This window comes from Thermoactinomyces sp. CICC 10521 (genome assembly GCF_016055135.1).
Classification (GTDB): domain Bacteria; phylum Bacillota; class Bacilli; order Thermoactinomycetales; family Thermoactinomycetaceae; genus Thermoactinomyces_A; species Thermoactinomyces_A daqus.
Map to the genome: position 1 here is coordinate 25933 of NZ_JAECVZ010000021.1, position 25698 is coordinate 51630.

A 25698-nucleotide genomic window follows, 5' to 3' on the forward strand; every position below is an offset into this window, starting at 1 on the left:
AAAGAGAATGGGAATATAAGAACGATCTTTCCAATCTATTCCAGAAATAAAATGTTTGTAAATTTTGCAACAACGGCCCCCATCAGCACGGAAATCCGCTATAATAAAGGTGCATCTTCAACAGAGAGGAGAGAAGAAATGAAAAAGACCACAGCCGCAGTCGGCGCACTTGTACTGTCTATATCACTGACCATACCGGCCTATGCAAAAGACGATGTGAAACCGGTTCTTTTCAACGGCGGTCCTTTGTACAATCAAGCAATTTACAAATTTAATCCTGACACACTCGAAGTTTCCAAAATCACATCCGGCAATTCTGTCGATGTTTCACCAAACGGGGAAAAACTAGCTTTCATCAAAAACGACAGCCTTTACATATCAGATCTTGACGGAAAAAATCAAGTTCGCTTAACCAACAGTCATTTCCCCGATTTCGATGCCTCTCCTCGCTGGTCACCTGATGGCAACAAAATTGTTTTCTCCCGCGGAAACGGGAACCTCTACGTGATCGATGTCAAAAGCAAGGAAGTTCGACAAATCACCCACGCGGAGAAAGGCGTCTATTATTCCCAACCGGACTTCTCACCGGACGGGTCCAAAATCATCTGCCACGCATCCGATGCAACCGGGTTCAGCCACATTTATGAGATGAATGCGGATGGCAGCAATCTGAAGAAACTGACAGGGAAAACAGGGGAATCGTCCGAATACGACGCCCATTTCTCACCGGACGGGTCCAAAATTTTGTTCGGCAGGTCGAAAAACGGCAATGCCGATATCTATGTGATGGATGCTGATGGCAGCCACATGAAAAACCTGACCGCTGACACCACCAAAGCAGTCGGCAGTGCAATCTGGTCGGATGACGGCTCCAAAATCCTTTATTCCCTCAATCATTCCGGCATAAAAGGAAATAATGAATCCAGTGATGACAATAGCACATTTTATGAAATGAATGCAAACGGGACCGATAAGCAAATCATCAAGCTGAATGTTCCAAACGCAATGCCGACCGCCTGGAAAGCGCTCAATCTGGGCGAGGCACAGTCAAAAATCGGCTCAACGTTAAACAAAATCAAAAGTTTCTTATTTGATTAAATTGAACAAAAAAGAACTCCCGGGCGACGGGGAGTTCTTTTTTATTGCGTTGCTTTGGATTTCAACCCCAGCAACTTTTTCAAAAGATCGCCAACTTCATGGAGAAGTCCCTTGTTGTGATTCCTGCCGCCATCCGGTGGTGGAGGTGACGGTTGGTCAGGAGGCGGATTTTGCGATCCGTCATCTTCCGGCGGATTTGTCGGGTTTGTCGGGTTAGTTGGGTTTGTTGGATTTGTCGGGTTTGTCGGATCAGTCGGTTTCTCATTTCCAGGTTTTGGCCGGGCCGGTGGTTTTGACACCGGAGGAGGGGGCGATTGGGGTCTGTCCACCTTTTCTTCGGAACGTCCGGCGGGATGCGTTCGCTCCCGTTTCTCTGTTTTTCCTGTTTTCCTTTCATGCAGATACTTGGGCTGCTCAGTCTTTTCCCTGCTTACCTTTACCTCCTGAAACGGCGGCGGGGAAATTCTTCTGGCGATCTCCGGCTCTTTTGCCTCCGCATGGGCCTGGTCACCCGTCCAATCTTCTATTTTTTTCAGGACAAAGGCTCCAAAATCATCTTCCGAATCCGGCGCTCCATTCCCGACAAACCTGCTCTTGCTTCCATCATTACCAACCGATTTAAGCGCTTCATTTTCAAACCAAGCGTAGGCAGCCGTTCCCAAAAGGAGGAGGAGCACCGAAGCAGCACCGGAAAGCTTCCAAATCAAAAACGTTTTGCCTTTTTTTCTATTCAACATCTGTTCGTATTGTTCCGAAGAAATCTTCGTTCTCCGCGTCGTCACTCTTATGTTCAACTCGAATCCTCCTTTTACGCTCGCCTGCTACGCCTACAATAGTAGAACGCTCTTCGCAGTGTGCAGAGATCATTTCTATTCAAAGAAATGATATTAAACGAAAATGAAAAAACTCCTTTTTTTAAAAAATCAAATTGCAAAATTATTTTCCTGTCGGTAATTGTGTATACCGGGTTTGCCGGAACCGGCTTCCAAGAGAAGTACATTGTCCTTTATCTGACGCTGTGATAGGATAAGAGACACACAGAACCCGGGTCTGATCCGGAAGTTCTATTTTCCTTGCAATCCACGGAGCGCAAGTTTCTCTAAAAAACAGGAGGGAATTTGGCTTGGTTTATCCAAAAGCAAACGTCAAGCATCTCTTTGATGAGGTAAAGCTTCCTCCGAAATGGCTGGAAGAATTCTTCAACCAGGCCATCATTCAACAAGTCAATGTTTACCCGGATCGGCGTGCCTGGAACATTCACCTTCGACTGCCGGAAATACTCCCTGCAGACGTTTGGCACACCTTCCAACAACGAGTGAAAAAACATTTCTATCCACAAATTCACGTATCGATCCAGTTTCATTATGACCACGTGGAAATGGAAACGTTTCTGCAAAATTACAGACAACTGATCGAGCGGCAGCTTCAGGAACAGATCACCCCGGCGGCGGCTACCTGGTTTGCCGGGGCCGACTGGCAGGCGGAGGCAGATAAAATCACCATTGTCTTTAAAAATCCCGCCGCCCGGCAAATGGCCAAACAACGAAATCTTGAGCAAATTTTGGCCAAATATTGCCGGCGCATTCTCGGCCGGGAGGTTTCTGTTTTCCTGGAATGCGCATCGTCCGAAGAAGAACGAGACCACCTGAAAGAATTTCATGACCGTCGCGCCCAGGAAGAACAGACGCTGATGCAGGAACTGCTTGCCCAACAGGCAAAAGAGGCAGCAGAACGCGAATCGGAAAAAGCGGAAAAACCGGTCGAGAAGAAAATCGGTTACCAGATCACGAGCGATCCGGTGCCGATCAAGGAAATCACCGAAGAGGAAAAAAGCATCGTCGTACAGGGAAAAGTGTTCAAAAGCGAACTGCGTGAACTAAAAAGCGGTCGCAAACTGTTGACCTTTAACCTGACCGATTTTACCAGTTCGATCGCTTGCAAACTGTTTGCCAGAGACAAAGAGCAAGCGGAAATCCTCGCCGTCATCAAGGATGGCGACTGGCTGAAAGTCCGGGGTTCCGTTCAATTTGACACCTTCTCCCGCGATTTGGTTCTGATGGTAAATGATTTGACCGAGACGGCTACCGAAGAACGCCAGGATACAGCCGAAGAAAAGCGCGTTGAACTCCATCTCCATACATCGATGTCAGCCATGGACGGAATCTGCGATGCCGGAGAAGTGATCAAACGGGCAGCAAAATGGGGACATCCGGCTGTGGCCATTACCGATCACGGAGTGGCGCAGGCTTTTCCCGAAGCCTATGAAGCCGGAAAAAAACACGGAATCAAAGTCCTTTTCGGCATGGAAGCCAACATTGTCGATGATGGTGTTCCGATCGTCCTCAATCCGTCAGACCGCCCGCTGCTGGAGGATACTTATGTCGTATTTGACGTTGAAACCACCGGACTGTCAGCCGTTCATGATGTAATTATCGAGTTGGCGGCAGTCAAGGTCAAAAACGGCGAAATCATCGACCGCTTTTCCGAGTTTGCCAATCCGCACAGACCGCTGACCCAGCAGATCATTGAATTGACGCACATTACCGATGACATGCTGAAAGATGCACCGGAAATCGATGACGTGATCACCCGTTTCCTCGACTTTATTGACGGCTGTGTCCTCGTCGCCCATAATGCCCGCTTTGACATGGGCTTTTTGCAGGAAGCGGTCAAACGGCTGGGAAAAGAGCCGGTGCGAAATCCGGTGATCGATACCCTGGAACTCGGACGCTTTCTGTATCCGGGGATGAAAAACTACCGGCTAAATACTCTGGCCGATAAATTGAATGTAAAATTGGAACAACATCACCGGGCAATTTATGACGCAGAAGCCACCGGACACATCCTGTGGAAGATGATTCTCGATGCGGCCGAAAAAGAGGTTAAAAACCTCAGCCAACTCAATGAAAAAACCGGAGACCGCGACCTTACCCGTTTGCGTCCTTTCCATGCGATCTTGCTCGTGCGCAATCAAACCGGTCTCAAAAATTTATACAAACTGATTTCCATGTCTCATCTGAACTATTTTTTCCGCGTTCCGCGGATCCCGCGCAGTGAGTTGCTCAAACACCGCGAAGGGCTCATCATCGGTTCGGGTTGCGAGAGAGGTGAATTGTTTGAAGCCGCATTGACCAAAGCGCCGGCACAGGTTGAAGAAATCGCGCGCTTTTACGATTACCTGGAAATCCAGCCGGTTGACATCAATCTGCATCTGGTTGAAAAAGGGATTGTCGAAAGCCCGGAACGACTGCGGGAAGCCAACCGCCTACTGGTGGAAATCGGTGAAAAGCTGGGGAAACCGGTCGTCGCGACGAGCAATGTGCATTATCTGGATGAAACGGATGCGATTTTCCGCGATATCCTCGTTTCCAACCAAAACGGATTTCGCGTCAATGTTCCGTTGCCAAAAGCGCATTTCCGCACTACGGATGAAATGCTGAGTGAATTCAGCTATCTGGGAAGCGAAAAAGCGCGGGAAGTGGTCATTTCCAATCCACGGAAAATCGCTGAACAAATCGAAGAGATTCAACTGTTGCCGGAAGGAACCGCGACCCCTGTGATCGAAGGTGCGGAAAAAGAGCTGGAAGAGATGTGCTACAAAAGAGCGCACGAGTGGTATGGCGATCCGTTGCCCGAGGTTGTGCAAAAACGGCTCGAGCGCGAGTTAACCAGTATTATCAAACACGGATTTGCCGTGATTTATCTGATTTCCCAGCGCCTGGTGACCAAATCGCTGGCAGATGGTTATCTGGTCGGTTCCCGCGGTTCGGTCGGATCATCCTTTGTAGCCACAATGAGTGAGATTACAGAGGTCAATCCACTTCCGCCACACTGGCGCTGCCCGAAATGCAAACACAGCGAATTTATTCTCGATGGTTCCTACGAATCGGGCTTTGACCTGCCCGACAAAGAATGTCCCAACTGCCATCAGGTGATGAAAAAAGACGGGCACGACATCCCGTTTGAAACCTTCCTGGGCTTTGAAGCGGATAAAACACCGGATATCGATCTGAACTTCGGTTCAGATTATCAGCCACGGGCCCACGCCTATACAGAGGAATTATTCGGAAAGGATTATATCTACCGCGCGGGCACGATCGCCAAGGTTCAGGAGAAAACGGCATATGGGTATGTGAAAAAATACCAGGAACATCATAATCTGCAACTCAGACAGGCGGAAATTGACCGACTTGTCGCCGGGTGCACCGGTGTGAAGAGAACGACAGGGCAACATCCGGGCGGGCTCATGGTTATTCCGCAGTACAAGGATGTTTTCGACTTCACCCCGATTCAGCATCCGGCCGACGATGTCAAATCCGGCACGCGGACGACCCATTTCGATTACCGCTCCATCAGCGGAAAATTGTTGAAGCTGGATATTCTGGGACACCAGGATCCGACTACCATTCGGATGCTGCAGGATCTGACCGGCGTAAACCCGCGGGAAATTCCCATGGACGACCCGGAAGTTTTAAAACTGTTCAGCGGGACGGAATCCCTCGGTGTCACCCCGGAAGAAATCGGCGGGGTCAAAACGGGCACATTGGGGATTCCCGAATTTGGCACCCAGTTTGTACGGCAAATGCTCGAAGACACCAAACCGACCAGCTTCTCGGAACTGGTGCGCATCTCCGGTCTGTCGCACGGAACAGACGTTTGGCTCGGCAACGCTCAGGAATTGATCCGCAGCGGTACGGCAACGCTGTCGGAAACGATCTGTTGCCGTGACGATATCATGCTCTATCTGATCTTAAAAGGATGTCCGCCGAAGGCATCATTTAAGATCATGGAAAAAGTGCGGAAGGGAAAAGGGCTGACCGATGAAGAAGCAGAACTGATGCGTGAACATGGCGTGCCCGATTGGTATATCAACTCCTGCCGGAAGATCAAATATATGTTTCCCCGGGCCCACGCGGCCGCCTATGTTATGATGGCCGTCCGCATCGCCTGGTTCAAAGTGCATTACCCCATTCAGTATTATGCGACTTATTTCTTCCGGCTATTAGATGATTTCGATTGTGAAGTCGTTTTGAAAGGGCCTGAATTTGTCAAACGTCGGATGAAAGAAATTGCCGAAAAAGGCAACGCGGCATCTCCCAAAGAAAAAGGGCTGTTTACTGCTTTGGAGTCCGTTCTGGAATTTTTTGCACGCGGCTTCAAATTTAAAAACGTTGATTTATATCGATCACACGCCACCCAATTTGTTATCGACGGAGATGACCAGTTGATTCTCCCCTTTGCCTCCATCCCGGGCGTCGGGGAAAATGCCGCCAAAAATATCATGGAAGCCAGGAAAGACGGGGAATTCCTTTCGATCGAGGATTTCCAGACCCGTTCACGCGTGTCGAGTACCGTCGTGGAGTTGCTGAAAAGCATGGGCTGCCTTGACGGGCTGCCGGAAAGCAACCAACTGGTATTGTTCTAAAAAAACAAAGCTAGCCGGATGTCGTTAACGGCTAGCTTTGTTTTTTAAAATGACCAGGCGGCCGGGCAAATGCCATTTCAACGCTGTGGACATCATCCGCAAAGTGACAATGACCGCACAGAGGAAATAAAATTCCCAGGGGGTATCGACCCACTTCAGGCCTACCGCAACCCCGCTGACAATCGCCCAAAAAGCGTAAACTTCCCTTTGAAAAACCAATGGCTTTCTTCCAGCCAGCACATCGCGAATAATACCGCCGCCGATCCCCGTCATGACGGCCGCGAAAATGACGGCCACCAAAGGAAGGTGTTTGCCCGTCGCAAAGAGAGCTCCCTGAATGGAGAAAGCCGACAGACCGATCGCGTCGAAAAAGTTCAGCCATTTGCGGCAAAACTTAAGCCAGAGGGACGGACTCATCGAAACGAAGGTAATCGCGATCAGCGCTGCATAAATCAACATCTCCTGTTTCCACAAATCCCCAACCGGCAATCCGATACAGGCATTGCGAATGATTCCTCCGCCGAAAGCGGTAACCAGCCCCAATACATAGAGACCGAATATATCATATCTTTCTTCAATCGCCACCAGCGCCCCGCTGACCGCAAAAGCGACGATTCCGACAAAATTCAACCATTCCCAGGACATTCTCAACGCTCACTTTCCGTCTGAATTACATCAAGACTTTATTATAGCGGCATCAAAAGAAAAGAAAAATAGGATCGGCAAAAAATGTTCAGCGTTTCACCACCAACCATTACCAATCATTCATCCGTTTGGAACAAAATAATCCGCCTCTCCGCAGGCAACAATACAAAAAACGGAAAGAGGAGGCACCGATGTTCCGTCAGACGATAATCAACCTGTGGCAATTGTGGGATATCATCTATTTTTTATTTACTCGCCTGAACTATGTCGATAAGGGGAAGAACATTTTTCGCGTGTCAGTCAAGAAATACCGGGGGGAACTCATTCAAACGGCAGACGGGGCCATCCTCGAACGCGGCGATTGGTATGTACAATTGCATTTACATAATGTGCTTCTCGCCCGGTTGCTGCTTCAATCGTCAGCGCGCGAATTCGGATGGGCCATTATGTTGCGCCGCTTAATCTCCTCCTCGTTGCCGGCATTGATCCGGTTTATCAACCATCACCCTCAACATAATGAGATTCAGGTGATCCTCGGCACAACTCTTCTGTATCGCAATGCCAACCGGCTCGGTTTTGAGGTGTCCGACATTTCCAATCCAAAAACGCGATGGATCAAATCACTTACCGCAAAGTGTATTTTTCTCCTGTGCCATCCCAACGGCCTCCGGGAAATGTCCGGCAGAAAAAATGATCTTATTCCGAAGCGGGTATTTATCTCGAAGAAACGATTAAATCAATTTTACGGATCGGGGAGTTGAAAATGGACAAAATCTTGATCTTAACGGAGACGGTTGCCGGTTACGGACATTACAGCGCGGCAAACTCGTTAAAAAAGGCAATCCGCATGCGTTATCCCTCGCTTGAGGTTCATATCGTCTGCATGCTCCCGTTAATCAGCAAACCATTGGAGACTCTGATCGGCAAATTTTATACTCAGACGCTGCGCTTCGCTCCCTCTCTCTGGGGAGCGGCCTATTCCCAGGACCGCGAATGGGATCGTTTCTTTCGCGAGCCGCTCGGCAAACTTGTTTCCGGTAAATTGAAAGAAATCATTGACAGCCTCTCTCCAAAGCTGATTGTCTGCACGCATGCATTTTGTTTGAGCGCTTGCACCCACTTAAAGCAAAAAAAAGCAGGAAGCTTTCGACTCGGGGCAGTGGTTACCGATTTTGACGCGCACAGTTTTTGGATTCACCCTGATGTCGATTTTTACATCATCGCCCATGAAGAAATAGGAAACAAAATAAGAATGAAAACCCCGCTCCCTCGTCTTTATCCGACCGGCATCCCGATCGATCCGTCTTTTTCCCTGAATCAAAAAGATGCGCGCAGGGCCCGCCAGCAACTCGGAATTGATCTGGACCGCTTCACCATTTTGCTCATGGGTGGAGGAGGAGGAATGGGACCAATCAAGAAAAGTCTTGATTCCTTTCGAAAATCCTTTTGCCATCAGCCTTTCCAGCTTTTGATCATCACAGGAAACAATCAGGCCCTGTACGAATCCCTGCATATGGAAACCCGTACGGATCCGCATATTTACACATTCCCTTTCGTCCATAACATGGTTGATTTCATGTGCGCTTCCGACTTCATCATTACGAAACCGGGCGGAATGACTTGCTCCGAAGCAATGGCGACCGGTTTGCCAATGGTGATCTGCAAACCGATTCCCGGCCAGGAAGAGAACAACAGCGATTTTCTGTTGAACCGCGGGGCCGCCATTCGTCAGGATAAGCCAAAACGGCTGCCCGAAGATCTTTCCGGGCTGCTGCAACAACCTCAGCAGCTGGCTTTGATGCGCAAACAAGCATCCTCCATCGGCAAGCCGTACTCCTCCTTTCACGGAGCCGAAATTATAGCTGATCATCTTCATTAGTCCCATTCAATGCAAAACGGTCTGTCCAGAGAAAAAGACAGACCGTTTTGCTGTGTGGCATGGCGGAAGGGTTAACTTTCCCCCTGATCCGCAGGGCGATACAGCCCGCATGCATCCCATGACGGATAATGACGCCCGTTGTGATGTTGACAACGAAAACTCTTTTCCGTTTGCACGAGAAATTTGCATGTCTCACATTTGTAGAGCGTCCAGGTAATTCCATATTTTTTGACCATTGGATTTTTGCTGCGCTCTTCAATCTTGTCCAAATTCACTTCGCGTGATCCAACCTTAATTTCACTCACACTTTCTACATTCATTTTCGTGTCAAAAATACACTAATTCTTTTCATAAATCAAGGAATGAAACTTATTCCCCAACGGGATTCGCCAGCTTTTCCAGCGCTGACCACAAATCTTCACTGTATTGCTCCCTTTTCAGGGCAAATTCCAAATTGGCCATGACATAATCCCGTTTGTCCCCTATATCAAAGCGCTTTCCCTTGTAAAACAGGCCAATTCCCCGCTCCCTTTGCAACAGGGTATTGATCGCATCCGTCAATTGAATCTCCCCGTCGAAACCCGGCCGTGTCTTCGAAAGAACAGGGAAAATTCCGGGCGGAAAAATATATCTTCCAATTGCGGTCACAGCTGAGGGGACATTCTCTTGCGGTTTTTCCACAATATGACGTATGAGCACCTCGTTCTCATCGATCGGTTGATACTCGATGGCATTATGTTGGGACAATAATTCATATTTCAGCGTTTCAACCGCCAGCACGGGAGATTTATGCCGCTGAAAAGCATCGATCAATTGTCCGGTGCAAGGCGGGTCACTGTCAATCACGATGTCGCCCAACAAGACGGCGAAAGGCTCATCCCCCACAAAGGAACGGGCCATGAAGACCGCATGCCCGGATCCTTTTGGTTCAGGCTGGTCAATCAGCGTCACCTGGGGATCTCCGGCGAAGTACGTTTGAATCACTTGGCGGCCATATCCCACAATGATCGCAATTTGTTCGATTCCCGACCGTTTGGCCTCATCGACGAGATAGTGCAATGCCGGACGATCGACGATCGGCAGCATCGGCTTGGGAATCGCCCTGGTAATGGGCAAAAATCTCCGTCCCATCCCCGCTGCCGGAATCACCGCTTTCCGTACGCGCATTGTCTCACCTCCTTCAATGAAGAAAAGGGGCAGGTCAGCCCCCTTTTGCTAAGCGATTTCCTCCGATTGGACGATTTTCATCACATCGCGTTTCAAATTTTCCAGCCGGGTTCGCGCTTCTTCACCATTCTCTCCGACGGAAGCAAAGTAAAACTTGATCTTCGGCTCGGTTCCCGAAGGCCGGATGGCAAACCAAGAACCGTCCTCAAACAGATATTTTAACACATCTGCTTTCGGCAACCCTTCAATGCCCCGGCTGTAATCTTTTTGCTCCCGCACGGTGATGCCTCCTGCTTCCCGAAGCGGAAACCTGCGCAGACGCTCCATGATCGCCCGCATCCGCTTGATTCCGTCAACACCTTTTAACGTGAGGGAAACCAACTCCTCCTGATGGGTTCCGTACCGGTCAAACAGTCGCCGTAAGGCCTGGTAGAGCGTCAACCCCTGCCGTTTGTAATATGCGGCCATTTCCGCGGCAACCATGCATGCCTGAACAGCATCCTTATCCCGGCAAAAATCGCCGATCAGGTAACCGTAACTTTCTTCATAGCCAAACAGGAATGTTTTTTCCCCGCTTTCGGCATATTGCTTGATCCGATCCGCTATGAACTTGAAACCGGTCAGCGTGTTGATCGTTTCCACTCCGTAGCGGGCCGCAATCTTCGCTCCCAGCTCCGAGGTGACAATCGTTTTGATCATCACTCCGTTTTCCGGCAGGTTCCCCCGTTCTTTACGCCGGGCCAAAAGGTAATCCAACAAAAGCGCTCCCAGTTGATTCCCAGTCAAAACGGAAAATTCCCCCGTCTCATCCCGGGCAACAACCCCGACACGATCGGCATCCGGGTCGGTTCCCATGATGATGTCGGCTCCCGTCCGTTCCGCAATTTCAATCGCCTGCGCAAACGCTTCATGCTCCTCCGGATTGGGAGAACGAACCGTGGAGAAATCGGGGTCGGGCTTTTCCTGCTGTTCAACCACCTGTACCTGCCCGAATCCTAAATCCCGCAATATACGACGCACCGGCTTGTTTCCCGTTCCGTGCAGCGGCGTGTAGACAATTTTGAGATCGCGGTTGTTTTGCACCGGCTGCATCGCCAAACTCCGCAGCCGCTCTTGATAAGCATCGTCAATCTCCTCCCCGATCACTTCAAACAGTCCCGCAGCCCGGGCCTCTTCCAGCGGCATAATCGGAACGGTCAATTCATCGGGAACGCGCCCGATCTCCTCCAACACAGCGTTCGCCAAATCGGTGGCGATCTGCGCCCCGTCCGAGCCATATACCTTATATCCGTTATATTCCGGGGGATTATGACTCGCCGTAATCATAATGCCGGCTGCAGTACCCAAATGACGGACGGCAAAGGATAACTCCGGTGTCGGCCGCAATTCAGCGAAGACATAGGCTTTTATGCCGTTTTGCGCCAGCACCAGCCCTGCTTCCCGGGCAAACTCCGGCGACTGATGGCGGCAATCATAAGCGATGACCACCCCTTTTTTCTTCGCCTCTTCTCCCTGATTAAGAATAAACCTGGCCAATCCCTGCGTCGCTTTACGCACGGTATAGCGATTCATTCGATTGGTGCCGGCGCCGATGATTCCGCGCATTCCTGCGGTACCAAAGGTGAGCGAGGTGTAAAAGCGGTCTTCCAATTCTTTTTCATCCGTGATCTCTTCCAATTCCCTCCTTAAATCCCGATCCAAATCCTGAAATTTCAACCATCGGTCAACCGCTTGGCGATAATCCATCCTCCGTCTCCTTTCTTACATAAAACATCATCTCTCTTGAGCATAACCCAGGGATGGGAACTTAAGGGAAAGCCCCTCTAACCGGCCATCGGAAAATCCGGCAGGTCAGGGGGACACCTGTTCCGACCTGCAATGTCCCCTACAGAAAGACCCTTTTTCTCACAAACGGAGGAGAGAAAAAGGGTTCCTTGATTCTGCTAAGAATTCTTTTTCACACCGCGCAAAGGACCCTGGGCAAAGAGAACACCGATGACCAGAGTGACAACCCCCCACCACAGATCTATATTCAAGCCGTGCAAATAAGGAGTCTGGGGGTTTACAGCCAATCCGTAGACGATGAGAATCGCCCCGTAAACGATGAACATCAAGCCTGTCAGCCAACGCAGGTCTAACCACAGTTTAGCCATGGTCATCGGTCCTCCTTTTACAAGAATACTATATTTAAACCGATCAGGATAACCAAAACAACAACTGCCATTACTCCCGGCCGTTTATACCATCGTTCTCCACGATAAGACGGCAATTGCAAGAACCCGTATACCAGCCCTTTCAACTCCGCTTCATCTTTCGGCTTGGTGACAAAGCTGACCAGCACGGTCACAGCAGCAGCGATCACCCACGCCCACCAGGCCCGCCAGAAATTGCCGGCCTGTGCGCTGGCAAAATAATCGGCCGGGATCAGATAGTACAGCAGGAAGGCACCAACTGTCCCGGAGATCAGTCCCCAGAATCCGCCCCAAGGGGTGGCCCGCTTCCAGAACATGCCCAGCAAAAACGTGGCAAACAACGGTGCGTTAAAGAAGGAGAACAAGGTTTGCATATAGTCCATCACACTGGGGAAATCGGCGGCGATATAGGCAGTGCCGATACTGATCAAAATCCCGATGACAACGGTCCAACGTCCAACTCTCACGTAGTGCCGGTCAGGAGCATCCTTTTTGAAATAAGCCTGGTAAATGTCATAGGTCCAAATCGTGGTAAAAGCGGTTACATTTCCGGCCATTCCGCTCATGAAGCTGGCCAGCATCGCGGTCAAACCGAGCCCCATCAGCCCAGGTGGGAAATAACGCTGAATCAGAAGCGGCAAGGCCAGGTTGTAACTGGGGCCTCCGGGATGGCCGATTTTCGGATAAAGAACGGCCGCGATCAAACCGGGGATAATGACCAGGAACGGTACGACCATTTTAAAGAACGAAGCATAGATTGGGGTGTTTTGCGCCGAACGCATGTCTCGAGCCGCAAACGCGCGCTGCACCACCAAAAAGTCGGTGGTCCAGTAGCCAAATGACAAGACAAATCCAAGTCCCAGCACAACCCCAAGCCAGCTGATTCCCATCGCATTATCGGAGGAATGGCCCAGATTGGACCACATGTGGCCGAACGCTTCCGGCAACCGGTCCATCATCGCCTGCCATCCACCCAACTCATGCAGGCCAAATACGGGAATGAGGAAAAGTCCAAGCCAGATGAGGAAGAATTGGATCACTTCAGTATAGATCGAAGACGTTAAGCCGCCCAAAGCGACATAGATCAACACAACCACAGCCGAGATCAGGATACTGGTATTGAAAGACCAGCCGATCAGAACCTGAAAAATGAGCGCCATCGAATACAAACTGATTCCGTAGACCAATACGGTCATCACGGCGAATGAGATGGCATTGACCGCACGGGTCGCTTCATTGAAGCGGAATTTCAGGTATTCCGGAACCGAACGCACCTTTGAGGCATAATAAAATGGCATCATGTACAAGCCGAGAAACAACATGGCCGGAATGGCACCAATCCAATAGAAGTGGGTGGTCAACAAACCGTATTCGGCTCCGTTTGCCGCCATGCCCAGCACTTCGAGCGCTCCCAGATTAGCTGACAGAAAAGCCAAACTGGTGATCCAGCTGGGAATCGAACGGCCGGACAAGAAGAAATCGTCTCCGGTTTTCATCTTGTTTTTCAATAAGAAACCGATTCCAAGAACCACGACAAAATAAATGGCAATCATCACATAATCAATCAATCCGGCATGTAATAACGAATGTCCCATGATGAACCCCACCCTGATCATTGAGTGAATAAGATTTGTGAAGCAGCAAAATAACTTAATTAAAATAATTAATAATTGTTAAGATAATATTAAATGAAGTCAACCTTTTTGTCAACGCTTTCATAATGAGGAAGAGTATTGTGTTCAACTGAATCAAAAAGTCCGCAGTCTCTTCAAAACAGGAAGAGAATCGCGGACATAAAGCACTCCACCGTTTGGAAACCCCCATGATGGATAACACCTTTTAATGTTTTCCGGCCCAGTTAAATCCCGCCGACACCTGATCTTCTTCGCGTGCCCCGCTTCAAATACCGGCTGCGGCCATAAATCTTGCTTCAATCTGTCAACCGGCCGCATAAGTTGAAACTGCACTTGTTTTACGTTTCAAAAATTGGCATCAGACATGATCCCGATGGCCAGCTCACACCATTTTTCTTTTATCAACTGCGCACCAGAATATCAGGACGCAAATAGGTTTTTCCATCATGTTTCACTTCAAGATAGACCCATTCTCCGGTATGGGTTAAAAATTCATTTTCATGCTCTTTTACCAGGATTGTGTCTTCCGATTTTATCCCGCGAATGGCTGGATTCCATGCAAATGCCTGATGGAGGAGAACCCGTCCTTTGGCATCCGGAGTGGCGAGAAACTCCCGGGACGCATATCCCGTTGGTCCACCCTGATGCAACAGCTTCCAGTCTTCGGGGAATCCCATCCGGACATACATTTCAATGCCCGTCTCGATCACTTTGCAAATCGGCGTGCCCGGTCTGGTGGCTGCGTTCATGGCCGCATCGATTTGCGCCAGTTTTCGTTTGTTTTCCTCCAATTCCGGCGAGAGAGGACCAAAGTGGACAAAACGTGTCACATTGCTCACCAGTCCTCCCTTTTCCGCGCAGAGGACGAGCATCGCATACCGTTCCAGCTTTTTATCCGTAGGAATGGGATGACGGTAACGAAAGATTCGCTCATCTGTCGCCACCAGGATGACCTGCGGATTCATTCCCTCCTTTAACACTTTATAAGCGAGGTTGGCGGCGATCTCATGCTCGCTCTGCCCCGGAACCAATTCACGGCAGGCCGATTCCACTGCGCGCGCCGCCAGTTGCGACAAGGAACGGTAATCCTCGATTTCACTTTCCGTCAACACATACCGCAGCGCCCTCAACTCTTCTTCCACGTACAAAAGCCCGTCAATTGGAGTGTCACTGCCAATCCTTTTTCCTGCACAAATCCGCTGAATCGTCTCAATCTCTCCTTCATACCATTCCGGGGTGATCCAGTCATATCCCTGACCGTACAGCTCCTCCTCACGAATGCGGGCCGCTTCCATTTTTGATGCCAGGCATATTTTTCGATCGCGCAGGATGAGCAAAGGGGCTACACCGAGCTCGGTCGTATTGACAATGTGATTATCCTTCCCCCCTGTAAGCCACGAGAAAAAATCGCGTCTGCGAAACAAAACGCCGTCCAGCTTTTTATCATCCATAAACGTTCTGACCCGCTCCAACGCTGTATTGACCGAAATATCGCCCATCATTTCCCCTCCTCACAGATCAGCGGTCACCATAGCCGTCGGGGTGATTTTTATGCCAATTCCAGGCGCTTTCCATAATTGTTTCCAACTGATGATAGCGCGGCTTCCAGTTCAGAATCCGCTTCGCCTTATCTGATGAGGCGATTAAAACGGCCGGATCGCCGGCGCGTTTGGAGACGACTCGCTCTGGAATCCGCTGCCCGGTCACGCGACGGGCTGTTTCAATCACCTCTCTGACGGAAAAACCGGTTCCATTCCCCAGGTTGAACACATCGCTTTGTCCGTGTTGGCGCAAATGTTCCAACGCGAGGAAGTGGGCGCTCGCCAGGTCCATTACGTGAATGTAGTCTCGGATGCAGGTGCCGTCCTCCGTCGGGTAATCATCCCCGAAAATGCGTATCTCTTCTCTCTGTCCCAGGGCAACCTGCAAAATAATCGGAATCAAGTGGGTTTCCGGATGGTGATCTTCGCCGATCAGCCCGTCCGGATGGGCACCGGCTGCATTGAAATAACGCAGGGAAATCGATTTTAGCCCGTGAGCTTCGTCAGCCCAGCGAAACATTTTTTCCATGGCCAGTTTGGTTTCCCCATATGGATTGGCCGGTTCTGCCCGGTCCTCTTCCCGGATCGGCACCCGCTCCGGCTCCCCGTAAACTGCTGCCGTCGAGGAAAATACGATTTTTTTCACTCCATGGTCAAGCATCGCCGAAATGAGTACATGGGAAGACACCAAATTATTTTCATAATAAGAGAGCGGAATCTGCACACTTTCGCCGACCAGGGAGCTGGCTGCAAAATGGATCACCGCTTCAATCTGATGCTTACGGAAAAGATCGTCCAAAAAATCCCGATCCCGAATATCTCCCTGATAAAAAGTTCCGCCGAGAACCGATTTTCGATGTCCGGTCGTTAAATTGTCAACGACGACCACTTCTTCCTGATGCGCGAGCAATTCTGCCACAGTATGGCTGCCGATATAGCCGGCTCCTCCCGTCACCAAAATGGCCATGCAATCTCCTCTCCTTTCACCTCTCGTGCCCCGTCGCCGATCTCACAGACGTAGAAAGTCGGTGTCAAACCGGTTTTCTCCGCATAAATACGGGTAACCGTTTCTTTAAAATCCTCCACTTCCCCTTCGGCAACCAGACTGATGCTGCACCCGCCAAAACCGGCTCCGGTCATGCGGCTGCCTATACATCCCGGCACCTGGCATGCCGCTTCAAACAAGATGTCCAGCTCTTTTCCGGTCACTTCGTACAAGTCTCTGAGCGATTCATGTGATTTTTTCATCCATTCGCCAAACTCCGGCAAATCTTTTTTCTCCAGGCACTTTGTCGCTAAAATCACACGTTCGTTTTCACTGACCACATGTTCAACACGATTGCGGATAACCGGGTCAGCGATCGATGAACGCAGCCGGCTCCAATCGTCATAATCCAGATCTCCCAAAGTCTGAACATCGGGTTTCACCCGTTGAATGAAGCGCAATCCCTCCTCGCATTCCCGGCGCCGCTCATTATATTTGGAATCGGCCAGCCCTCTCCTCTTGTTGGAATTGGTGATCACCAACCTATATCCATCCATCCGGATGGGAAAATACTCGTATTGTAAGGTATCGCATTTCAATTTGATCGCATGGCCGCTTTTCCCCATACCGATCGCAAATTGATCCATGATCCCGCAGTTGACGCCCAAAAATTCATTCTCCGCTTTTTGCGCCAATTTCACCAACTCAAGCATCGGGATCTCCGTTTGCGCAAGTCTTGTGAAAGCCAGAGCGGACACCAGGAGAATTGAAGCGGAGGAGGAAAGCCCCGCTCCATTGGGAATGTTTCCGTGAAATAAAAGGTCAACCCCTTTCAATGTACCGGCCAGCGAAGGAAAGGCCTGGAGCAATGCAGATAACATCCCTTTTGGATAATTGGCCCAATCATCTTCTTTCCGATACTGAATATCTCTCTGATCCAGATCAACCTTTAAAGTGAATTGAGTCGAGCGAAGCCGGATCTTTCCGTCCGTGCGCGGCGCTGCTGCGGCCCATGTGCCGAGGGTCAGCGCTGCCGGGAATACATAACCGCCGTTATAATCGGTATGCTCCCCGATCAAGTTGACACGCCCGGGGGCAAAGAAAAAGCGGACACCCTGACTGTAGCCGAACTCCTCCTGAAATCGCAGCAGCAGCTGGTTTTGTCTCATGATCTCCCTTCTTTCGCCAAAAAACGTTTTAAGGCCTCTCTCAGCTCCGGCGCCGTTTCTTCGACTGCCCTCGGATTCGCCGCAGCCCAAGCGCCCATTTCCGATGAAGCATAATACTTGATCTTGTCCCGGGCACGAAGCGGGGGATAAAACTCGATATGGAAGTGATAATAGTCCTCCACATCCTCGCCATTAACCGGACGCTGGTGAACCACCATCATATAAGGGAATAAGCGATCGTACAGAAAATCCATCGCACCGGTCACTTCTTTGAGAATTGCAGCCAGGCTCCTCTTTTCTTCTGAAGAAAAATCAGTCAATGCGGTCTTGTGGGATTTGCTCACGATAAACACACCATAAGGATAATCCGTAAAATAAGGGATGTAAGCGAGAAAATGCTCATTTTCCGTCACAATTCTCCGGGCAAATGCTTTCTCTTCTTCGTTCATATCACAAATGAGACAGTGCCCGGTCTCCTTGTAATGCAGCTTGCAACTGTCCAATTCCGTCTTGATCTTCAACGGCAAATAAGAGTAGGCGTAAATTTGCCCGTGCGGATGCGGCATCGTCACCCCGCACTCTTCCCCGCGATTTTCAAAGATCATCACATACTCATGCCGTGGATCTTCCGCCAACTCGCGAAAGCGATCCGTCCACAGCCGGACGAGTTCGGTGATATGGTCAACGGACAACTGGGGCAAGGTTTGGTAATGATCCGGTGAATACAGGATCACTTCACATTTACCATATGCTTTTTTCGCTTTGTACAGCGATGTCTCAACCGGATCAGGTTCAGACGGATTGGGGCTTAACGCCGGGAAATCGTTATCATACTTCCAAACGGTGTAATGATCCGGCACTTTTCCTGAACCCGGACAAAACGGACAGTAATCTTTTGGCAGGTGCGGACGATGCTGCCGGTTGGAGGCAACGATCGTCCAATCTCTCAGCAAAGGGTTAAAACGAAGTTCCGACATATCAAAACCTCCTGCTGTCCGATTCTAAACGCTTTCAATTAAACGATGCAAGAAATCCCCTTTTATTAATTAATTTAATTAAATAATAATCCAGACTGACCAAACCGGCAACCCCTTTTTTCGCTGACATCGATTTTGATAAGAGAGAAAGTTCCGAATAAATGACTGCCTGCACCATCCGGGTGTGCAGGAGTGGCCTTCTTCTCCACTGCTCTTCCCAACGCACTGCCAGCGAAGGCCCCACACCTGCTGATCACGCTTCCCCTTTATTTTTCCTGCTTTTCCTCTTTCCGCTCCACTTGGTCCGCGTTCATCCCCCGCTTGAATTCACGCAGTGTTTTTCCCACCGCTTGCCCGAGTTCCGGCAATTTTTTGGGCCCGAATAAAAGCAACGCTATGACCAGGATAAAAATCCATCCTGCCAGACTGGGAACATGCATCTCGTTGCCTCCTCCACACCTGTGATCAACTGCCATACTCCGCAGTCTGTTCCGGACAAACTGCGCCTCTGCTGTTTATCTCGCCCTGTTCTTTAACATATAGACATCCTTGACGAGAAAAGCATTGGTTGTTGCCACTTCATCCATTTTGTCGGTCAACCGGTTCACGTCCTGACGAAGCTCCTTCACTTCATCTTCCAATTGATCCATCCGGGATTCGAGATTGTCCATCCGGGATTCGAGACTGTCCATCCGGCTTGCAACATTGGCCAACTCGCTTTTCAGTTCCAAAAGATCCGGTTTTAAGCTCTCCCGTACCGCCTCGGCCAATTGTGCTGCCAACTCTCTTTGATCCATCCAACTACCCTCCTTATTATGCATATTCTATCAGATCTTTGCCCATGCGTGTGAAAAATTTCTGGTCTTCGGGAAAAAGACCGGATTAAATTAACAAACTCTATCTTTTTCCACCACTTTTTGTTAGGATAGACAAGAAAATATTTCGTAACTCCAAATAATGATGAGTGGAGAACTACCAACGTGTTTTAGTTTAACCAATCATGTTAAACTAAAATTGCTTTCCCGACTTCGTTCGACTGCCCGCTCAATGATTTTGATGATAGAAAGGATATCGGATTATGCCATTTCTGCGTTTTAAAGGTTTTGATAAACAATTGGTGCAGAAAATTTCCCCTGCCGTGGTCAAAAACTTTGCCCGGATCGCCGAAATTCCGGAAGAAATCGTTAAAATTGAACTGCTTCAAATTGACTCGATCCAAAACTCCCCGCCTTCGCTGGAAATTATGATGTTTGAAAGGGAAAAGGAAAAGCATGATGCCATCGCCCGCTCTCTCTATCAATGTTTAAGCGAAGCCGGTTATGAAAACACCCATATCTTTTTTATCCTGCTGACCCCTTCCTTATATTACAAAAACGGACAGCCCCTCAAAGAAATCCCGAAAATGAAACAACCCATCCCCCATACGTAAAGCCCGCTCATATGCGAAGCGGGCTTGCTTTTTCGTTCCTTTAGTCATTCAAAATGTTTACTGTGCCATTTCCTTCACTCGGCTTGGCTGCTGTTTCGGTATCGTGGTCATCTTCAGCTGAATGATTTTTCATAAGCAAATGGTTCTCCCTTTTTTTTCGTCTTTTGGCCGCCTTGCCCCCGTTCTGGCGCAATCGCTTGCGCCGGCCGCGTTTCAGCTTGCTCATGTTCTCAACCCCCACTTTCCTGTTCGATTACAATCACATTACTCTCTTTTCAGCAAAAGGCAACGGCATTTGCACTCCATCAAAAATAAAAAAAGGCCAAGTTCCCTGGCCGGTGCGCTAATCCCAATTAAAAAGCCGATAACCAACGATGAGCGGCTTATCGGCTTTCAGCATGCTAACTATTTCGTTTCAAACCATTAACCAAGTAGTTGCCCCATTCTCGCATGGCAATCGTTTCTCCGGCTTCCGCTGCTTTCTTCAGCCATTTTTCCCCTTCTTCCACGTTTTGCTGCAGCTTTTGACCGGTCAGCAATTGCATTCCCATAATCCGCATGGCAATTCGTTCGCCGGCCTGGGCTGCTTTTCTCAGCCACAGCTCTCCTTCTTCCACGTCTTGCGACAGTCCTTCCCCTTCCAGCAAACGATAGCCGAGAACCCGCATGGCAACAGGATCCTGGGTTTCTGCGGCCTTTCTCAACCATTTTTCCCCTTCCACCGGGTCTTTGGGCAACCCCTCTCCCACGATCAAACGGTAGCCCAGCTCGGTCAAGGCCCAGCTGTCTCCAGCTTCCGCCGCTCTTCTCAGCCACTTTTCTCCTTCAGCCAGATCAGCCGGAACTTTCTTGCCCGTCAATAATTGATAGGCCAATTCAGACATGGACCAGATATCCCCGGCCTCGGCAGCCATTTTTAGCCATTTCATGCCCTCTTCAATTTTTTGACGTTCCTTTTCCATGTGAACTTCCTGAAGGTGAACGACTTCTCCTGTTGTCTTCTCTTTCTCTGCATCGCTCATCGAAAATCCCTCCGACAATTCAAACATCATGTACTTCTGAACACTTGCGGCATCTAATAAGAATACTAGTTTTAAAACATTCTATCATTACTCATTTTAATATGATAGTTATTTCTTGTCACAATAATTAATTTTAAATACGAAAACAGCCGCATCTCTCGCCCCCCAACCGGCAAAACTCTTTTCACAGAAAAGAAGCTATCCTCGAAATCCGTTCAAGGATAGCTTCTCCCCATCTCCGCCCGGACATGCAAGTCAATGCAGATAAAAGGCAACTGATTCATAGGGACGCAAAGCAAATGCGTAAACCTCTTGCGGCGGATCAGGATAATTGGCGATTAAAACGGAAGATTGACCGGGCAAGTGAACCCCCTCCGGCAGAGAGAAAGTCGTCTCTTGCGCCGAAAAATTGTTTACGACCAACAGGGCCCGGTCTCCATCCCGACGTACATAAGCAAAAATTTGCGGATGATCCTCAAGCAGCAGGGTAAAATCGCCCGTCACGATCAGATCGACTTCCTTGCGCAGACGAATCAGTTTTTGGTAGTGATAAAACACGGAATCGGGATCCTGAAGGGCCTCTTCCACGTTAATCTGCTCATAATTGGGCGCAACGCCGATCCAAGGAGTCCCCGTGCTGAAACCGGCATGTTTCCCGCTGTTCCACTGCATCGGCGTTCGTGAATTATCCCGCGATTTTTGCTTCAGAACAGCAATCGCCTCTTGATCCGTTTTCCCTTGCGCCCGAAGCGCCCTGTAAGCATTTAATGATTCGACGTCCCGATACTCCTCAATCCGGGAAAAACCGGGATTGGTCATGCCAATCTCTTCACCCTGATAAATATACGGCGTTCCCTGCATCAAATGAATGGCTGTTGCCAGCATTTTGGCGGATTCTTTCCGGTATTTTCCATCATCTCCAAAGCGGGAAACCACCCGGGGCTGATCGTGGTTACACCAAAAAAGCGCATTCCATCCTCCTCCCTTGTGCATTCCGATTTGCCAATCGCGGAAAATCTTTTTCAAACAGAGAAAATCAAACTCCCCCAGAGCCCATTTCTCCCCGCCCGGATAATCTACTTTGAGATGATGAAAGTTAAAAGTCATATTGAGCTCTTTTTCCTGCGGATTGGTATACCGCACGCAATTTTCGATCGTGGTGGAAGACATCTCCCCCACTGTCATCATCTCCGGATTGTCAGCAAACACTTCCCGGTTCATCTCTTTGAGAAATTCATGCACCCGCGGGCCATCCGTATAAAAGCGGCGCCCGTCATCCATGGGTGTCTCCAGGGTGTCATCCCGGAAACTCTGGTCTTTGGATATCAAATTGATCACATCGAGCCGAAACCCGTCAACGCCCTTATTTACCCAAAAGCGCATCATCTCGTAAATCCTTCGGCGCAACTCTTCATTTTCCCAGTTCAAGTCAGCTTGGGTGACATCATACAGATGCAGATAGTACTGTCCCGTCTCTTCGGAGAATTGCCAAGCGCTTCCCCCGAATTTCGATCTCCAGTTGTTCGGCGCGCCGCCGTCTTTTCCATCTTTCCAGATATAAAAATGACGGCAGGCATTATCCTTGGAGCGGACTGCTTCTTTAAACCAGGGATGCTCCGTGGAAGTGTGATTCACAACCATATCCAAAATCACTTTCATTCCTTTTTCATGGGCCAAACGCAACAATCTCTCAAAAGTCTCCATGGTTCCGTACGCCGGGTTGATCTTGAAATAATCGCTGATATCATATCCGTTATCCCGCTGCGGCGATTCATAGATGGGGGTCAGCCAGATGACGTCAACCCCCAGCGTGTGCAAATAATCCAGTTTTTCAATAATTCCCTGCAAATCGCCGATTCCATCCCCGTTTGAATCATAAAAGCTTTTGGGGTAAATCTGGTAAACCACTGCTTGTTTCCACCAAGGTTGTTTCATTGCAGAGTCTCTCCTTCACTATGCTCTTTTCAATTTTCCCCATACTAGAGTGAGCACAAATGGGATGACGAGCGCAACCCCCATTCCGATGAAAAATGCCCCCCAATTCTGCGGAAGGATGGAGAGAAAACCGGGAATGCCCCCGACTCCGATTGAAGACGCTTTCACTTTGTTGATGGTGATAAACACCCCGGCGATTGCCGAACCAATCATCGCTGAAATAAAGGGATAGCGAAAACGGAGATTTACCCCGAACATCGCCGGTTCGGTAATTCCCAGGTAAGCTGAAATCGCCGAAGTAACGGACATCCCTTTGAGTTTTTCATCCTTGGAAACGAGAGTCATCGCCAAGGCGGCCGATCCCTGGGAAATATTGGACAACGCGAGGATCGGCCACAGGAAGGTGGCACCCGTGCTGGCAATCAGCTGCAAGTCGACGGCCAGGAAGGTGTGGTGCATTCCCGTAACCACAAGCAACGCGTACAGCCCGCCGTAAATGAGCCCTCCCAGCGCCGGAAAATGGTCAAAGATCGCCACAAAGGCGGCTGTAATCGCTTTCCCGATTGAAAACGTTAACGGCCCGATGATGACAAAAGACAGGAAACCGGTAACCAAAAGGGTAATGGGTGCAACCAATAAAAGTTTAAAAGCATCGGGAATGCGTTTGCTCAGGAAAATCTCGATTTTGGCCAATACATAGGAAGAAAGCAAAACAGGCAAAACCTGTCCTTGATAACCGATTTTGGCAATATGAAGACCGAACAGATCCCAATACGGAACCGTGCCGCTGCTGACCGCCTTACCATAATCCCATGCATTTAACAAAGCTGGATGAATCAACATCAGTCCGAGCACGATCCCCAGCAGCTCGCTGCCGCCAAATCTGCGGACCGCCGACCAGCCGATCAGACCGGGCAGAAAGGTAAAAGCGGTATTGGCAATCAAATTAATCACATCGGCAAAATCTTTCCAATTGGTATAGACATCGACAAACGCGCGGTCGGGAAAGAAAATGCCTTTTCCGGTCAGGACATTGTTGATCCCCATCAATAAACCCGCGGTCACAATCGCCGGCAACAGGGGGATGAAAATATCCGCCAAGGTTTTCACCGCTCGCTGCAACGGGTTCAGTTTCTTTTCCGCCGCATCCTTGATATCCTGCTTGGTAGCACGCTTTATGCCGGTCATTTCCACCAATTGGTCATATACCTTATTAACCAGGCCTGGCCCGATCACAATCTGGAATTGACCGTTCACTGAGAAAAAGCCTTTGACAACATCGATTTTCTCCAAATTTTTTTCGTCCACCTTGCTTTCGTCTTTCAACGCCAAGCGCAACCGTGTGACGCAATGCGTGGCTGCTGCGATATTTTCTTTTCCGCCGACTGCTTGAATAATTCGCTCGACAGATTGTTTATTCACTGGCAATCTCCCCTCGTAATCGCTTACATTAGAAATATAACTTGTTTATACAAGTTAGTCAACGCTTGTTTATACAAGTTGGGCATGCCAATATTCTTGAAAAGTAGTATTTTACTAGACAAACTGATATAAAGATTTCAAACAAAAAGTACGATATTGTTTTTATAAAAACGCGAAAAACAAGGGAATCGCGCCCCTGCGCCGCTGCAAATATCGCGCAATCGATTTCCATGCATTTTTCTGCCCTTCGTACCTCTTCCGGAGACGGTTTCCGATCCACTCCTTTTGTGATCACAAAGAAGTTTCTTCTTTCAACCGTCTCCGTCGCATCTCTCATGTGGCAACCAAATGCGCTGCGTGCTTTTTGAAATCACTTTGAATAAAAGAGGAGATATGAAGCGGAATACCGGCGGGGAATAATGACGGTGAAAAAAAGAATCACTCCCGTCAGCGGCGGCGTACAAAGTCGGTAAACACAAACCGGTCCGGCCGATGGCGGGATTCGGTGTATTCAAATTGCGTTCCGTCTTGCAAGTGGACAAAATTTTTTACAACGGCGACAACGGGGTGCGATTTGACATCGAGAAAGTGCCGATCCTTTGCCGTGACAGGTTCTACCTGAATCACCCGCTGCGCAAACCCGATTTTCAATCCCAACTTTTCCTCGATATATTCATAAATCGACCCTTCAGCCTGATTGATGGTTAAACCGGATACAATCTCTGTCAGAAAATAGTTGATGTCCAGGATGACTCGTTCTTGGTCCAGCTTGCGGATCCGATAAATTTTATATGCCTCTTTATCAACGGGGAGTTTGGTTTTTTCATGCAAAGAATCATCAATCCGGATTTTTTCAAACAGAGGAACCAAGGTGGTAAAAAACTGTCCGCTGCTTTCGGCTGCTTCTTTAAAGCTGGCGAGCCCGCCGAATGAAAAGGAAATCAGATGATGGTCCAACACATACATGCCTTTTCCGTGTTGGCGATGAACGAATCCCTCTTCAACCAAAAGATCCAACGCTTTGCGGATCGTACCCCGGCTCGCCCCGTAAATTTTGCAGTATGTATTTTCCGAAGGCAATTTCTCACCCGCACGAATCTTTTGTTCCAAAATCTCCTTTTTAATTTCTTCGTAAATTTCTATATATCTGCTGTTCATCCCGATTCCTCCAACTGATT

General features: G+C 49.2%; 22 protein-coding genes. 5 read left to right on the forward strand and 17 right to left on the reverse strand.

Annotation, left to right across the window (positions count from 1 at the left end):
* Positions 1-138 precede the first annotated feature (138 nt).
* Positions 139-1098 (forward strand): TolB family protein, encoded by a 960-nt coding sequence (locus I8U17_RS13405; protein WP_198055715.1) that lies wholly within the window; start codon positions 139-141, stop codon positions 1096-1098.
* A 41-nt stretch (positions 1099-1139) separates the two neighbouring features.
* Here I8U17_RS13405 and I8U17_RS13410 read toward each other — a convergent pair whose 3' ends face one another.
* On the reverse strand, positions 1140-1892 hold the full coding sequence (locus I8U17_RS13410) for a hypothetical protein (RefSeq protein WP_033102332.1): 753 nt from the start codon (positions 1890-1892) through the stop codon (positions 1140-1142).
* A 329-nt stretch (positions 1893-2221) separates the two neighbouring features.
* Here I8U17_RS13410 and I8U17_RS13415 point away from each other — a divergent pair, with 329 nt between their 5' ends.
* Complete coding sequence (locus I8U17_RS13415) at positions 2222-6523, forward strand: PolC-type DNA polymerase III (protein ID WP_198059537.1); 4302 nt, start codon at positions 2222-2224, stop codon at positions 6521-6523.
* A 24-nt stretch (positions 6524-6547) separates the two neighbouring features.
* Here I8U17_RS13415 and I8U17_RS13420 read toward each other — a convergent pair whose 3' ends face one another.
* Positions 6548-7168 (reverse strand): trimeric intracellular cation channel family protein, encoded by a 621-nt coding sequence (locus I8U17_RS13420; RefSeq protein WP_033102330.1) that lies wholly within the window; start codon positions 7166-7168, stop codon positions 6548-6550.
* Positions 7169-7359: 191 nt separating this feature from the next.
* Between I8U17_RS13420 and I8U17_RS13425 the strand changes: the two genes are divergently transcribed.
* Both I8U17_RS13425 and I8U17_RS13430 read left to right on the forward strand, forming a co-directional pair.
* Entirely contained in the window at positions 7360-7929 is a 570-nt protein-coding gene (locus I8U17_RS13425) for a YkoP family protein (RefSeq protein ID WP_033102329.1), read from the forward strand.
* Positions 7930-7931: 2 nt separating this feature from the next.
* A complete protein-coding gene (locus I8U17_RS13430; protein WP_198059538.1) occupies positions 7932-9047 on the forward strand; it encodes an MGDG synthase family glycosyltransferase in 1116 nt (371 codons plus the stop codon).
* A gap of 369 nt (positions 9048-9416) precedes the next feature.
* On the opposite strand, the gene I8U17_RS13435 is transcribed toward I8U17_RS13430, so the two are convergent.
* The 10 genes from I8U17_RS13435 to I8U17_RS13480 all read right to left on the reverse strand — a co-directional run bounded on the left by I8U17_RS13435 (position 9417) and on the right by I8U17_RS13480 (position 19509).
* Positions 9417-10214 (reverse strand): UTP--glucose-1-phosphate uridylyltransferase, encoded by a 798-nt coding sequence (locus tag I8U17_RS13435; RefSeq protein WP_033102326.1) that lies wholly within the window; start codon positions 10212-10214, stop codon positions 9417-9419.
* Positions 10215-10262: 48 nt separating this feature from the next.
* A complete protein-coding gene (locus I8U17_RS13440) occupies positions 10263-11960 on the reverse strand; it encodes a phospho-sugar mutase (RefSeq protein ID WP_033102081.1) in 1698 nt (565 codons plus the stop codon).
* Between the two features lie 197 nt (positions 11961-12157).
* On the reverse strand, positions 12158-12367 hold the full coding sequence (locus tag I8U17_RS13445; RefSeq protein WP_033102080.1) for a hypothetical protein: 210 nt from the start codon (positions 12365-12367) through the stop codon (positions 12158-12160).
* 17 nt (positions 12368-12384) lie between these two features.
* Positions 12385-14001 carry a sodium:solute symporter family protein gene (locus I8U17_RS13450; protein ID WP_198059539.1) on the reverse strand — a complete coding sequence of 539 codons (1617 nt, stop codon included), beginning with the start codon at positions 13999-14001 and terminating at the stop codon, positions 12385-12387.
* A gap of 440 nt (positions 14002-14441) precedes the next feature.
* On the reverse strand, positions 14442-15539 hold the full coding sequence (locus I8U17_RS13455) for a M24 family metallopeptidase (RefSeq protein WP_033102078.1): 1098 nt from the start codon (positions 15537-15539) through the stop codon (positions 14442-14444).
* Positions 15540-15558: 19 nt separating this feature from the next.
* Positions 15559-16548, reverse strand: a complete 990-nt coding sequence (gene galE, locus I8U17_RS13460) for a UDP-glucose 4-epimerase GalE (RefSeq protein WP_198059540.1) — start codon at positions 16546-16548, stop codon at positions 15559-15561.
* Complete coding sequence (locus tag I8U17_RS13465; RefSeq protein WP_198055710.1) at positions 16533-17735, reverse strand: galactokinase; 1203 nt, start codon at positions 17733-17735, stop codon at positions 16533-16535. The genes galE and I8U17_RS13465 overlap by 16 nt, the downstream gene beginning before the upstream one ends.
* On the reverse strand, positions 17732-18712 hold the full coding sequence (galT, locus tag I8U17_RS13470; protein ID WP_033102075.1) for a galactose-1-phosphate uridylyltransferase: 981 nt from the start codon (positions 18710-18712) through the stop codon (positions 17732-17734). The genes I8U17_RS13465 and galT overlap by 4 nt, the downstream gene beginning before the upstream one ends.
* Positions 18713-18978: 266 nt before the next feature.
* Positions 18979-19152 carry a twin-arginine translocase TatA/TatE family subunit gene (locus I8U17_RS13475; RefSeq protein WP_081943984.1) on the reverse strand — a complete coding sequence of 58 codons (174 nt, stop codon included), beginning with the start codon at positions 19150-19152 and terminating at the stop codon, positions 18979-18981.
* Positions 19153-19227: 75 nt separating this feature from the next.
* The gene (locus I8U17_RS13480) at positions 19228-19509 is read right to left on the reverse strand and encodes a coiled-coil domain-containing protein (RefSeq protein WP_198059541.1); all 282 of its coding nucleotides are present in this window, start codon (positions 19507-19509) and stop codon (positions 19228-19230) included.
* Positions 19510-19790: 281 nt separating this feature from the next.
* Here I8U17_RS13480 and I8U17_RS13485 point away from each other — a divergent pair, with 281 nt between their 5' ends.
* Positions 19791-20141 carry a DUF1904 family protein gene (locus tag I8U17_RS13485; protein ID WP_033102072.1) on the forward strand — a complete coding sequence of 117 codons (351 nt, stop codon included), beginning with the start codon at positions 19791-19793 and terminating at the stop codon, positions 20139-20141.
* A gap of 40 nt (positions 20142-20181) precedes the next feature.
* Here the strand turns inward: I8U17_RS13485 and I8U17_RS13490 are convergent, their stop codons facing one another.
* The 5 genes from I8U17_RS13490 to treR form a co-directional block, all read right to left on the reverse strand.
* Positions 20182-20367 carry a hypothetical protein gene (locus I8U17_RS13490; protein WP_033102071.1) on the reverse strand — a complete coding sequence of 62 codons (186 nt, stop codon included), beginning with the start codon at positions 20365-20367 and terminating at the stop codon, positions 20182-20184.
* A gap of 175 nt (positions 20368-20542) precedes the next feature.
* The gene (locus I8U17_RS13495; RefSeq protein WP_052154399.1) at positions 20543-21163 is read right to left on the reverse strand and encodes a tetratricopeptide repeat protein; all 621 of its coding nucleotides are present in this window, start codon (positions 21161-21163) and stop codon (positions 20543-20545) included.
* Between the two features lie 255 nt (positions 21164-21418).
* On the reverse strand, positions 21419-23098 hold the full coding sequence (gene treC, locus I8U17_RS13500) for an alpha,alpha-phosphotrehalase (protein ID WP_033102070.1): 1680 nt from the start codon (positions 23096-23098) through the stop codon (positions 21419-21421).
* A gap of 18 nt (positions 23099-23116) precedes the next feature.
* Positions 23117-24526, reverse strand: coding sequence for a PTS system trehalose-specific EIIBC component (gene treP, locus I8U17_RS13505; protein WP_198059542.1), 1410 nt, complete (start codon positions 24524-24526; stop codon positions 23117-23119).
* A 441-nt stretch (positions 24527-24967) separates the two neighbouring features.
* Entirely contained in the window at positions 24968-25678 is a 711-nt protein-coding gene (gene treR, locus I8U17_RS13510) for a trehalose operon repressor (protein ID WP_033102068.1), read from the reverse strand.
* Between the last annotated feature and the right edge of the window lie 20 nt (positions 25679-25698).